This is a genomic window from Pseudomonas sp. MYb327 (genome assembly GCF_040438925.1).
In the GTDB taxonomy this organism is placed as follows: Bacteria; Pseudomonadota; Gammaproteobacteria; order Pseudomonadales; family Pseudomonadaceae; genus Aquipseudomonas.
This window is the reverse complement of record NZ_CP159258.1, coordinates 3,644,540-3,656,585: the sequence shown is the minus strand read 5'-3', so window position 1 is coordinate 3,656,585 and position 12,046 is coordinate 3,644,540. Positions and strand designations below refer to the sequence as shown.

The following is a 12,046-nucleotide window of genomic DNA, read 5'->3' as shown; positions in this document are numbered from 1 at the left end:
CCGGCCTTCTGATAGTGCTGCCGTGCCAGTGGACGCTATAGCTAGACTGAAAACACGCGATCCCCGCATCCATCTCTCTACGAGGACACAACAATGAGCATGACGTTTTCCGGCCAGGTCGCCGTAGTCACCGGCGCCGCCAATGGAATTGGCCGGGCAACTGCCCAGGCATTCGCCGCTGAAGGCCTGAAAGTAGTGGTCGCCGATATGGACACGGCAGGGGGCGAGGGCACCGTGGCGTTGATTCGCACGGCGGGCGGCGAAGCGACCTTCGTGCGCTGCAACGTCACCGTGGAAAGCGAAGTGAAAAATCTGATGGATGAGGTGATCAATACCTACGGCCGTCTCGACTATGCCTTCAACAATGCCGGTATTGAGATCGAGAAAGGCAAACTGGCCGAAGGCACCGTTGATGAGTTCGACGCGATCATGGGCGTCAACGTCAAAGGCGTGTGGTTGTGCATGAAGTACCAGTTGCCGTTGCTGCTGGCCCAGGGTGGCGGCGCGATCGTTAACACGGCGTCGGTGGCTGGCCTTGGTGCTGCGCCGAAAATGAGCATTTATGCGGCCTCGAAACACGCGGTGATCGGCCTGACCAAATCAGCGGCCATCGAATACGCGAAAAAGAAGATTCGGGTCAATGCGGTGTGCCCGGCGGTGATCGACACCGACATGTTCCGCCGCGCCTATGAAGCAGACCCGAAAAAAGGCGAGTTCGCCAACGCCATGCACCCGGTCGGCCGCATCGGCAAGGTTGAGGAGATCGCCAGTGCAGTGCTGTATCTGTGCAGCGACGGCGCGGCATTCACCACTGGGCATTCGTTGGCGGTGGATGGTGGCGTTACGGCGTTCTGAAGCCAAATATTAATCTATGGCCCACAGGTTTTTTAGTTTCCGCGAATAAGCCGGGCAATGTGTTTCAAATGGTTAGAACCAACGGTTTTGGCGGCGTTGGCGTACATCTTGGCAAGCACTCCTGTGATTAACTGTTTCCCGCAAAACAAACAGGAGTTTGCTTGCTCATGGAATTGAGAATCGATCGACAGGCCATGGTGCCGGTCGTACAGCAAATCGTCGACGCGCTGGTCTGTTGGCTCCGTCGTAACGAGCTAATGCCGGGAGCGCGTTTGCCTTCGGTGCGGCAAATCGCCCGAATCAATTTGCTCAGTCAGTCCAGCGTCGTCGAGGCCTGTGAACGTCTGGTCGCACAAGGGCTGTTGGAGTCACGGCATGGTGCCGGTTTTGTCGTCGCTGCCTCGGCTGCGTTCGCTCAGGTGTCCCAGGAAGTGTGGTTTGAAGGCACAGACGCCACTCAGCGGTCGGCGTTCTGCGAGGTGCAACTGGGCGGTGGCGGACTACCCGAGAGCTGGCGTGAAACGGATGATCTGGCCTACGCGATCCGTCAGGTCAGTCGCACCGACATGGCTGGTCTGTTCAATTACAGCACGCCGCTGGGCTTGCCCGCGTTACGCCAGCAAATTGGCAAGCGCCTGAAACAGCTGGATATCGCTATCGACGACGATCGCATCCTGACTAGCACGGGCGCCACTCAGGCGCTGGATTTGATCGTTCGGACATTGTTCAAGCCAGGTGATTGCGTGGTGGTCGAGAGCCCGGGTTATCCGATGCTGTTCGATTTGCTGCGGCTGCACGGAGTCAGCATGCATGAAGTGACGCGCACTCCGCGCGGGCCGGACCTCGCCGCGCTGGAATTGCTCTTGCAGGAACACCGTCCTCGCGGACTGTTCATCAACAGCTTCCATCACAACCCGACGGGTTGCTGCCTGACACCGGCCGTGGCACAGCGGGTGCTTCAGTTGGCGAAAACATACAGTGTGCTGGTGATCGAAGACGACGTTTATGCCGATCTGCACAGCGGCGCTGGTAAACGTCTCGCTGCCTTGGATAACAGCGTAATTTACGTCGGCAGCTTCTCCAAAACCCTCAGCAGTTCCTTGCGTGTCGGCTTCGTGCTGGCGAATGCCGAGATCATTGCGCGATTGGCCGAAGTCAAAATGATCAGCAGCCTGGGCGCTTCACGATTTTGTGAGGCGGTATTGGCCTGCCTGCTGGCCAACGGTGCCTACCGCAAGTTGGTACAGCGTCAACGCCAGCGCCTGAACAGTGACAGACTGGCGACGTTGCAGCTGCTGGAAGATGCCGAATGGGAGGTTTTCGGCAAGCCTGCTGGAGGCTTGTTCATCTGGGCGCGATCACGGATATCCGATGATGTTCATGTGCGGATACAGGCTCGACGCTTTGGCATCTTACTGTCGTCGAGGACAGCCTTCAGTCCCGACGGTGAGGCCAATGACTGGCAGCGCATCAATGTGGCTTATGCCTGTGATCCGCGCGCCCGCGCATTTTTCCAGGCCACCGCTCAGGATCGACCTCAAGCGTCCTGAAAGCGACGCTGGCGTAGCTTTTTGCCATTATTCCGACGCCAGAGACTTGTGTTGCTACAGACCCGTTGCGAATCTGCGTCTATTGATTATGGCAGGGGACTAAGTGCAATGATTTCGGCCGTGCAAGGACGTTTTGCCAACCTCGGTATGGCGAAAAAACTGGGTATCGGGTTCGTGCTGGTGCTGTTAATGACCGCCGTGGTGGCGGCAATCGGCGTCTGGTCCCTGCAAACCATCAGCCAGCGTTTCAACGGGCTCAAGCAGATGTCGTCGCTCAACAGCGGTTTGCTGAAGGTGCGCCTGCTCGAGCAGGAATATGCCTTGCACGCGAATCCTAAAACGGTCGATAGCCTGCACGAAGGCGTTGACGCCCTGATCGCCCTGGCGAACCAGCTCAAGGCGCAATCAGCGGTCAACGTACCGGTGATGAATGACGTCGAGCAGTCCCTTGGCGCTTATCGCAAGGCGTTTGATGAGTTTGTCTCGCTTAGTCAGGCCAAAGACCTTGCCCTGGAAATGGCCAGTTGGTCTGTGTCCAGTGTCGCCAATAATCTCGATGTATTGCAGGCCGGGCTCGCCGACGATGGCGCGTATACCTTGAAGGATTCCGACGGTAAGGACGGTGCGCAATTCATCGAACAAGCCAGTCAGGTCAGCCAGGTGTCCCGGTTGATGTTGCAAGCGATGAACGAAGCGCGTGTGCGCCTGGACCAGAGCCGCAAGGGTGACGACAGCGCCGGGCAGGGCAAGATCGAGCAGGCCAGTCAGGCGCTGACCCAGGCCGAGCAACTGAAAACCACGGTCAAGGATGAGGGATATCAGACGGTCCTTAATGAAGTGACCGGTCATATCGCAAGTTTCAGCGACAAGCTTGCCGAGTACACCGGCCTGCTGGAGCAGGAAAAGACCGTCTACCAACAACTGCATCAACGCGCTGCCCAAGTGATGGAGCGGGTAGATCAGGCCTATATCGCCGAAGATCAGTCGATGCAGGCGGAGCTGAAAAAGAATTCGTTGCTGATCATCGGGTCTTCCGCATTGGCCTTGCTGGTCGGATTGATTGCGGCATGGGTGATTACCCGGCTGATCGTTGGACCGTTGCGCAGCGTGATTCGAGTAGCGCAGCAGATTGCTTCGGGGGATTTGAGCGGGACGATTGAGGTGACTCGTCGTGATGAAATCGGCCAGTTGATGCAGGCCATGCAGCAGATGGGCGCGGGTTTGAGCCATATCGTCAGCGGTTTGCAGGCGGGAATCGAGCAACTGGCCACTTCAGCGCAATCGCTGTCGACGGTGACCGAGCAAACCAACCTCGAAGTCAGCAGCCAGAAGGAAGAAACCGAACAGGTCGCCACGGCCATGAACCAGATGACCGCTACCGTGCATGACGTCGCGCGGAACGCGGAGGAGGCTGCCCAGGCTGCGCAAACCGCGGATGACAAGGTTGAAAGTGGCCAGCACGTGGTGCGCCAGAGCATGGCGCGGATCGAACAACTGGCGGATTCGGCCAACTCGGCCAGTTCGAGCATCGAAAGCCTGAGTGCGGAGATCCAGAACATCGGCGCGGTGCTCAGTGTGATCAAGAGTGTGGCCGAGCAGACCAACCTGCTGGCGCTCAACGCCGCTATCGAGGCGGCTCGGGCTGGCGAGCAGGGCAGGGGCTTTGCGGTTGTGGCCGATGAGGTGCGTGCACTGGCTAAGCGGACTCAACAATCGACCGAGGAAATCGAGCGATTGGTCAGCGCCTTGCGCTTGGCGGCGCACACGTCAGTGCGGCAGATTCAGAGCAGTGGTGAGTTGGTGAAACTGGCGGTCAGTGACGCATTGCAGACCGAAAGTGCGCTGGGGAGCATCGCGACGGCGGTGTCGTTGATCCAGCAGATGAATCAGCAGATCGCTGCCGCTGCCGAGGAGCAGAGTTCAGTGGCCGAGGAGATCAATCGCAGTGTCACGAGCATTCGTGCCAGCGCGGATCAGTCTTCGTTGGCGATGCAGGGGAACGCGGCGTCGAGTATCGAGCTGGCGCATCTGGGTGTTGAGCTGAAGGGGATGGTTGGGCATTTCAGGCTTTGAAGGTCGCCTGAAAGCAGTGCGTACTGCTGTAGGAGTCGGCATGCTGGCGATGGTCTTCAACGTTTACACCTAGGGACTGGTTAACCGCGGTGGTATTCATCGCCAGCAAGCCGGCTCCTACAGTTCATATTTTCCCGGGGATTCCGTGAACCAAAAAAAAAGCCACCTTCCGGTGGCTTTTTTACGTTCGCTCAATGATCAGTCGTAGATCACTTTCTTCTTCCAGTCCGCATCCGCCTCGACGTCTTTGAGGCCTTCGGTCAATTGGTTGACTTCACCTTCGACCGGGGCGATGCGGTCCATAACTTGTGCGTTGGCGCGGGCCAGGAGTTTTTCCAGGTATTCCAGCTGTTCGGCGTAGACCTGCGGTTCCTGTTGTTTGCGCAGGTATTGCACGCCGCGTTCGAATGCCAGGCGTGCCTGGCCGGGCTGGTTCTGCTGCAGTGAATGCTGGCCAAGGTTATTGAAGAATTCGATGTGCAGCAGCACCAGGATATGGCGCACTTCGCGGATCCAGCGCTTGGCTTCATTGGGTGGCAGGAAACCGTCCTGGGCGGCGCGGGTGATTTGCCCGTGCAAGGCTTCGAGGAGGAAGCGCACGTCTTTTGCCTTGGCTTCGGTCTGGATCGGTGCCGGCGGGTTGTTGACCGGGATCGACTCGCCTTGGGCAACCAGGATCTCTAATTCGGCAATTCGTGCTTTAAGGTTGGAGCTGGTCTTTTCCAGGTTCAGCAGGCGTTGGCAGACGTTCAGTTCCAGGCGGGTTATCAGCAGCTTGAGCGCCGGTGTCATCAATTGGCCGGGGAAGGTCTCGGTGATCTCCCCGCAACGACGCAGGCGATCGTTGAGTTCAATCTTGGTACGGGCCCTTTCCACCTTATTGTTTTCCACCACATGGTTGATGTAGCCAATGGCGATCAAAAGTGCGATCCCGACTACGACGAGCAGGGTGATCATGAGTGGTGTCACCGGTAAGACCTCTTTATTGGGTTTGTGCCCGAGTGTAGTGGCTTGGCATATAAGCGCCTAGGGCCGTTCGACGAGTTGGTTTAGCGGGCTCAACCTTTATCGGCCTGGCCCTGCTTATATAAATGCTGGCACTCGCGGAGCAGATTGCCATCACTCGTGCGTGGACTATAACGTCTTGGCGAGTGTCAGAATATAGGCGCCAAACGCCGGACGGCGGAAAAACCGGAATGCCGCCTAAAAGCAGGGCGAAGTCATTGATTTAAATAAATTTATAACTGGGGGTTGACGACCTCTCAATCCATCCATAGAATGCGCGCCACTTGCAGCGTAAAGCACACAGCGAAACGAAGCAGGGAGTGAATGTTGTACGTGTGTCCCCTTCGTCTAGTGGCCTAGGACACCGCCCTTTCACGGCGGTAACAGGGGTTCGAGTCCCCTAGGGGACGCCATTGCGGGAATAGCTCAGTTGGTAGAGCACGACCTTGCCAAGGTCGGGGTCGCGAGTTCGAGTCTCGTTTCCCGCTCCAATTTTAAGCAGCGTTGCTTTCGGGCAGGGCTGAGTGAAACCAGAACCAAGTCTTCGGATGCGGATCTGGGCACCGAAACACACACCATGTGTTCCGGGCAGCGTGTCCCCTTCGTCTAGTGGCCTAGGACACCGCCCTTTCACGGCGGTAACAGGGGTTCGAGTCCCCTAGGGGACGCCATTTGCGGGAATAGCTCAGTTGGTAGAGCACGACCTTGCCAAGGTCGGGGTCGCGAGTTCGAGTCTCGTTTCCCGCTCCATATTTAACAAAAACGCCGCTCAGCAATGAGCGGCGTTTTTGTTTGTGCGCGATTTGTATCTGTCCTAACAGTAGCTTAATAAGCGATTGAGCGCGGTCGCGGGAGCGCAGAGAACTGAACCGAATATGCCGCGCGCCTTTAGGCGTCCCGCAATCGCTGCCGCTCGGCACCAAATAAAAAGGCCCGCCAGTCTGACTTGGCGAACCTTTTTCATTGCGCGGCGATTTACATCGACAGAATCAACCGACCTGCAAAAAGAATCAGGATCACGCCCATCGTGCGTTCGAACCAGTGCCCCATCCGCATGAACAGCATCCTCACCCTGTTACTTGAAAAGAACAGCGCAACGATCACAAACCACAGAGCGTTAACAAAGCACATCCATACGCCGTACAGCGCCTGAATCTTCAACGGCGTGCTGCTGCTGATAATGGTGGTGAAGATCGCCAAAAAGAACAGCGTGGCTTTGGGGTTGGTGGCGTTGGTCAAAAAGCCTGTAGTAAATGCTTTCAGCAACGTTTGCTCGATGAAGGGTTTATCAGTCGGCTCATCGCCTTCCAAAACTGACTTCGGACGACTGCGCAGCAGGCTCACACCCAGATAAAGAATGTAGGCACCGCCCACGACCTTGGCCACCGTCAACAACCAGGGAATGGTGTGCATCAGCGCACCAACGCCGAGCAAGGTATACAGCACGTGCACTGAAATCCCCGCGCCGATTCCCAGTGCCGTGCAGATGCCAACTACGCGGCCGAAACGCACACTCTGGCGAATCGTCACCGCGAAATCCGGTCCAGGAGCGACCACGGCCAGAAAGTGAATCGTCGCCAGCGCCAGAAACTCGCCCAGGTAATTCGACAGCATCTCAACTCCATCTATCAGAGTATCAACGACGCCTGCGAATGCAGACGCCGGCAGCGTCTGGCGATATCGGTGGCGACATCGCCCAAACGCTCAGTCCACGTGGTAGTGGACGGATAACGTGCCTTTCTTTTGCGAAACGGATTCGATCGTGACCGTGCCCAAATCCTTCAGGCTACGTACATGGGTGCCGCCACAACCGTAGGCGGGCAGTTCACCGAATCCGATTTCCCGGGCGCCTTCGCGCAGCGACGTCAGGCGCGGCAGGTCATGGGTGATCCACAGCTCGATGCCGTGCTGAATGGTCGGGATGTCGACATCTTGTGCCGATTCAACAGGCTTGAACTGCACGCGACCTTCCCCAGGCCAGTGATGCGCCTTGATCGGCATCCAGCCCACGGCCTGGACGAAGTGACCAATCAGATGGCCGGCGGAGTGCATGCGCGTGTTGAGCCGGCGCCGCTGCTCGTCGATACGAATCTGGGTCATGCCGACTTTTACCGGTCGGTCGACAAAGTGAATGATCCGGTCCGGATCCTGGACGACTCTTGTGACCTGGCTTTCGCCAATCCACCCGGTGTCACAGGGTTGTCCGCCACCCTGGGGGTGAAACAATGTTGCGCGCAACACCACGGCGAATTCGTACTCGAGAGGTGTGCATTCCAGGACTTCCACATTGGCCTTGAGGTCATCACTATGGAAAAAGAGGCGAAGCGTCATGTTCCATGCTCGTATGAATGTTTCCATTTTTTATTATATTGAGCGTGAAATAGCGTGATAATCCGTTCAAACATCAAAGGACTGTTGCGTTGTGAGCATAAATCTTCCACTGCCACTGCTGGGTGAAATGGCGATTTTCGTCAAGGTCGTCGAGACCGGCAGTTTCTCCGAGGCGGCACGCCAATTGGGTTCTTCACCGTCGGCGGTCAGTCGCAGCATTTCGCGGCTGGAGAAGGCGCTCGCTACGCGGCTGCTGCAACGGACCACGCGTAAGCTGCGGTTGAGCGATGGTGGCGAGGAGGTCTTCAAACGCTGCCAGGAAATGGTCAATGCCGCCCGTTCAGTAATGGAGATCAGTGGTCAGTTCACGGATGAACCCGAGGGGGTGGTGCGACTCAGTGTGCCGAAGGCGGTGGGCCGGATCGTGATTCACCCGCATATGCCGGAATTTTTGCGGCGTTATCCCAAAGTGGATGTGGAACTGTTGCTTGAGGATCGTCAGGTGGATCTGATCGACGATCACGTTGACCTGGCGATTCGCATCACCGATCGACCTCCAGCGGGTCTCGTGGGGCGGCAGTTACTGACGATTGACCATTTGCTCTGTGCAACGCCGCAGTATCTGGCTGAACACGGAACGCCGACTCATCCCCATGATTTGCTCAACCACAGTTGCATCTACCTCGGTGAAACGCCAAGCGATGCACGCTGGAAATTCAAGAAGGGCAACAAGTCCGTGACTGTCGGCGTGCGCGGGCGCTATGCCGCCAACCACACGGGAATACGTTTTGGTGCGGTATTGCAGCACATCGGTATTGGCAGCCTGCCGTACTTTACGGCGCGCCGTGCGTTGGAGAAGGGCTTGATGGTGCAGGTGCTGCCGGACTGGACTTTTCTGGCGTCTTACCACGGTGGCGCCTGGTTGCTGCATTCGCCCACTCGCTACCTGCCTCCCAAGCTACGGGTGCTGATCGATTACCTGGTGGAGTGCATGGAGAAAGAGCCGACCTTGGGCAAACCAGGCAAGCCGGGAAACCTGAATATGGCCGTTTCGGAATATGAACTCCCCGAGAGTGAAGGGTTGTTTTGATTCAAAGCAAAGATCGCAACCTTCGGTAGCCCTACAGGCTGAACGCAATTCCCATGTAGGGGCTGCCGAAAGCTGCGATCTTTTGAGCTACCCGGCAAACAAAAAAGGCCCGCATGAATAATCATGCGGGCCTTTTTCATTGCTGATCCATGATCAGTGCTTGCTGTCCTGGTTCGACAGAGCCAGCAGCTGTTTTTCCTGGTTCCAGTCGAAAGGTTCGTCATTCTGTTCAGCTTCGAACCGACGTTCTTCCAGCGCCTGATACAGGTCGATTTCTTCATCGGACAAGTAGTGCAGGCAGTCGCCGGCGAAATACCACAGCAGATCCCGTGGAATCAGGTGGGCGATTTGCGGATAGCGGGAAATGACTTGAGTCAGGATGTCCTGGCCCAGGTATTGGCTTTCGATCGGCTCGATCGGCAGAGACGCCAACAATTCGTCGAAGCGCTCCAGGAACAAGGCATGGCTTTCTTCGGGAACCTGTTCGGCCTCACCCACGGCGACCAGGATGCTGCGCAGGTGGTCGAGCAAAACGAGATGGTCGGCAACGATGTTGGACACGAGATAAGTCCTCAAGAGCAAAACGGGCGCGGGAGTATAAAGCTCCCGCGCACATTTTCCCATGACAGAGAGTCCGGATGGATCAGCGGACCTTGCCATCGGTCAGTGCTATTTCCTCTTTGTCGAAATCATCGACATCAATCACTTTGCGTCGCGCCGCCTCGGCCTCACGCAGGGTGTGCGCTTCCACCGGTTGCAACACGCCGGCCTCCAATGCGGCATCGATGACGTGCTCGCCAGCGACCGGTTTGACCTGGCCGTTCTTGAGCGCGACATGCAGTTTTTTTCGCAACGGTTGTGCCGCGTTCAACTGATCGTAAGCATGCTGCAGGACACCAACCGGGTCTTCATTCGATTGCGGGCGATAGCAGCCCAGCAACAATTCTTCGAGCGCCGGATCGCCCTTGGCACGACCGATCACTGCCGCAACTTCGGCACCGAGCTTGTCCGATGGCCCTTTATGACGACGACCGAACGGGAATACGATCACCCGCAACAGGCAGCCCAACACCTTGTTCGGGAAGTTGCTCAGCAGTTCATCCATGGCTCGCTCGCCATGACCGAGGCTTTCTTCCATGGCCCAGGTAAACAGGGGCGTCATGTACTCCGGTGCGTCGAGGTCGTTGTAGCGTTTGAGCGCGGCGCTGGCCAGGTACATGTTGCTCAGTACATCGCCCAGTCGTGCCGACAGGCGTTCGCGACGTTTCAGTTCGCCGCCGAGCAACATCATGCTGAGGTCGGCCAGCAGGGCGAACGCAGCGGCCTGACGGTTGAGCGCGCGGAAATAGCCTTGACTGAGTTTGTCGCCCGGCATGTGTTCCAGATGCCCGAAGCCGAGGTTCAGCACCAGCGTGCTGGCCGCGTTGCCCACGGCAAAACCGATGTGCTTGAGCAGCAGGCCATCGAACTCGATCAGTGCCTGATCCTTGTCCTCTCGAGTGGCGAGAGCCATTTCCTTAAGCACGAATGGATGGCAGCGAATCGCGCCCTGGCCGAAGATCATCAGGTTGCGCGAGAGAATGTTCGCGCCTTCCACGGTGATGAAGATCGGCGCACCGTTCCATTTGCGCCCGAGGTAGTTGTTCGGTCCCATGATGATTGCCTTGCCGCCGTGCACATCCATCGCATGGCTGATGCACTCGCGACCGCGTTCAGTGAGGTGGTACTTGAGAATCGCCGACAGCACCGACGGTTTCTCGCCGAGGTCCACCGCGTTCGCGGTCAGCATCCGGGCCGCATCCATCATCCAGGCGTTGCCGCCGATGCGCGCCATGGCTTCCTGAATGCCTTCGAAGGCAGAGATCGGAACGTTGAACTGCTCGCGAATCTGCGCGTATTGGCCGGTCACCAGGCTGGTGAACTTAGCCATGCCGGTACCCACCGCCGGCAGGGAGATCGAACGCCCGACCGACAGGCAGTTCATCAACATCATCCAACCCTTGCCGAGCATTTCCTGGCCGCCGATCAAGAACTCCAAAGGCACGAAAACGTCTTTGCCGGAGTTAGGGCCGTTCATGAACGCTGCACCCAAGGGCAGGTGACGACGACCGATTTCCACGCCAGGGAGATCGGTTGGAATCAACGCCAGACTGATGCCCAGGTCTTCCTCGTCCCCCAGCAAGTGGTCCGGGTCGTAAGCCTTGAATGCCAAGCCGAGCAGGGTGGCCACGGGGCCCAGGGTGATGTAGCGCTTTTCCCAGTTCAGGCGCAGGCCAAGGGTTTCCTTGCCTTCCCATTCACCTTTGCAAATCACCCCGGTGTCGGGCATGCCGCCCGCGTCGGAACCGGCCAGTGGACCGGTCAGGGCGAAGCACGGGATATCGTCGCCGCGCGCCAGGCGAGGCAGGTAATGGTTGCGTTGTTCGTCAGTGCCGTAATGCAGCAACAGTTCGGCCGGGCCGAGGGAGTTGGGGACCATCACGGTGGAGGCGAGGTCGCCGCTGTGGCTCGCCAGTTTCATCGCCACTTGCGAGTGGGCATAGGCCGAGAAACCCTTGCCGCCAAACTCCTTGGGAATGATCAGGGCAAAGAAGCCGTTGTCCTTGATGTAAGTCCAGGCTTCAGCCGGCAAATCCATGGTTTGCCCGAGCTGCCAGTCGCTGACCATGCCGCAAAGCTCTTCGGTCGGTCCGTCAATGAAAGCCTGTTCCTCTTCGCTCAGTTGCACTTTGGGATAGGACAACAGTTTGTTCCAGTCCGGGCGACCGCTGAAGAGTTCGCCGTCCCACCACACGGTGCCGGCTTCGATGGCGTCGCGTTCGGTTTCCGACATCGGCGGCAGGGTTTTCTGAAACCAGTCGAACATCGGTGCGCTGAAGAATTTGCGGCGCAGATCAGGCAATAGCAGCGGGGCCGCCACGGCGGCGGTCAGCACCCAGAAAATCAAAAGTAGCCAACCTGGTGCGCGGCTGAACGCGCCCATTGCCAGTAGATAGACAGCCACGATGCCCAGGGCAGGCAGCGGCGCGACGCGACGGTGGGCTAAATAAGCTATCCCGACAACCAGAACCAGTATCCACAACAGCAGCATATTTAATCCTCCGTGAACCCAGGGCGAACCAACCCACAGAGCTTAGACGGC

At 57.7% G+C, this 12,046-nt stretch carries 9 protein-coding genes and 4 tRNA genes; 8 read left to right on the top strand and 5 right to left on the bottom strand.

All coding sequences use genetic code 11. The features are described 5' to 3' along the window. The first annotated feature begins 93 nt into the window (after positions 1–93). The 3 genes from ABVN21_RS16450 to ABVN21_RS16440 all read left to right on the top strand — a co-directional run bounded on the left by ABVN21_RS16450 (position 94) and on the right by ABVN21_RS16440 (position 4,478). Complete coding sequence (locus ABVN21_RS16450) at positions 94–855, top strand: SDR family oxidoreductase (protein ID WP_339555604.1); 762 nt, start codon at positions 94–96, stop codon at positions 853–855. 167 nt (positions 856–1,022) lie between these two features. Next, positions 1,023–2,405 (top strand): PLP-dependent aminotransferase family protein, encoded by a 1,383-nt coding sequence (locus ABVN21_RS16445; protein ID WP_339555605.1) that lies wholly within the window; start codon positions 1,023–1,025, stop codon positions 2,403–2,405. Positions 2,406–2,513: 108 nt separating this feature from the next. Next, positions 2,514–4,478 carry a methyl-accepting chemotaxis protein gene (locus ABVN21_RS16440; protein ID WP_339555606.1) on the top strand — a complete coding sequence of 655 codons (1,965 nt, stop codon included), beginning with the start codon at positions 2,514–2,516 and terminating at the stop codon, positions 4,476–4,478. Between the two features lie 198 nt (positions 4,479–4,676). On the opposite strand, the gene ABVN21_RS16435 is transcribed toward ABVN21_RS16440, so the two are convergent. Beyond that, positions 4,677–5,435 (bottom strand): hypothetical protein, encoded by a 759-nt coding sequence (locus ABVN21_RS16435; RefSeq protein ID WP_339555607.1) that lies wholly within the window; start codon positions 5,433–5,435, stop codon positions 4,677–4,679. A 385-nt stretch (positions 5,436–5,820) separates the two neighbouring features. Here ABVN21_RS16435 and ABVN21_RS16430 point away from each other — a divergent pair. The 4 genes from ABVN21_RS16430 (at position 5,821) to ABVN21_RS16415 (ending at position 6,233) form a co-directional block, all read left to right on the top strand. Further along, positions 5,821–5,896, top strand: a tRNA-Glu gene (locus tag ABVN21_RS16430). Between the two features lie 2 nt (positions 5,897–5,898). Beyond that, positions 5,899–5,974: transfer RNA gene (locus ABVN21_RS16425), tRNA-Gly, on the top strand. A gap of 104 nt (positions 5,975–6,078) precedes the next feature. Beyond that, positions 6,079–6,154, top strand: a tRNA-Glu gene (locus tag ABVN21_RS16420). Between the two features lie 3 nt (positions 6,155–6,157). After that, positions 6,158–6,233: transfer RNA gene (locus ABVN21_RS16415), tRNA-Gly, on the top strand. Positions 6,234–6,458: 225 nt separating this feature from the next. Here ABVN21_RS16415 and ABVN21_RS16410 read toward each other — a convergent pair. Together ABVN21_RS16410 and ABVN21_RS16405 are read right to left on the bottom strand one after the other, a co-directional pair. After that, complete coding sequence (locus tag ABVN21_RS16410) at positions 6,459–7,097, bottom strand: LysE family transporter (RefSeq protein WP_339555608.1); 639 nt, start codon at positions 7,095–7,097, stop codon at positions 6,459–6,461. Between the two features lie 90 nt (positions 7,098–7,187). Further along, positions 7,188–7,814, bottom strand: coding sequence for an alanyl-tRNA editing protein (locus ABVN21_RS16405; protein ID WP_339555609.1), 627 nt, complete (start codon positions 7,812–7,814; stop codon positions 7,188–7,190). A gap of 91 nt (positions 7,815–7,905) precedes the next feature. Between ABVN21_RS16405 and ABVN21_RS16400 the strand changes: the two genes are divergently transcribed. Continuing rightward, a complete protein-coding gene (locus ABVN21_RS16400; protein WP_339555610.1) occupies positions 7,906–8,904 on the top strand; it encodes a LysR family transcriptional regulator in 999 nt (332 codons plus the stop codon). Positions 8,905–9,057: 153 nt separating this feature from the next. On the opposite strand, the gene ABVN21_RS16395 is transcribed toward ABVN21_RS16400, so the two are convergent. Beyond that, positions 9,058–9,465, bottom strand: a complete 408-nt coding sequence (locus ABVN21_RS16395; protein ID WP_056727242.1) for a PA2817 family protein — start codon at positions 9,463–9,465, stop codon at positions 9,058–9,060. A gap of 82 nt (positions 9,466–9,547) precedes the next feature. Then, positions 9,548–11,995 (bottom strand): acyl-CoA dehydrogenase, encoded by a 2,448-nt coding sequence (locus tag ABVN21_RS16390; protein WP_339555611.1) that lies wholly within the window; start codon positions 11,993–11,995, stop codon positions 9,548–9,550. Positions 11,996–12,046 lie beyond the last annotated feature (51 nt).

Coding starts and splice junctions, on each gene's coding strand:
- ABVN21_RS16450 (WP_339555604.1), top strand. CDS start 94: ATGAGCATGACGTTTTCCGGCCAGGTCGCCGTAGTCACCGGCGCCGCC.
- ABVN21_RS16445 (WP_339555605.1), top strand. CDS start 1,023: ATGGAATTGAGAATCGATCGACAGGCCATGGTGCCGGTCGTACAGCAA.
- ABVN21_RS16440 (WP_339555606.1), top strand. CDS start 2,514: ATGATTTCGGCCGTGCAAGGACGTTTTGCCAACCTCGGTATGGCGAAA.
- ABVN21_RS16435 (WP_339555607.1), bottom strand. CDS start 5,435: ATGATCACCCTGCTCGTCGTAGTCGGGATCGCACTTTTGATCGCCATT.
- ABVN21_RS16410 (WP_339555608.1), bottom strand. CDS start 7,097: ATGCTGTCGAATTACCTGGGCGAGTTTCTGGCGCTGGCGACGATTCAC.
- ABVN21_RS16405 (WP_339555609.1), bottom strand. CDS start 7,814: ATGACGCTTCGCCTCTTTTTCCATAGTGATGACCTCAAGGCCAATGTG.
- ABVN21_RS16390 (WP_339555611.1), bottom strand. CDS start 11,995: ATGCTGCTGTTGTGGATACTGGTTCTGGTTGTCGGGATAGCTTATTTA.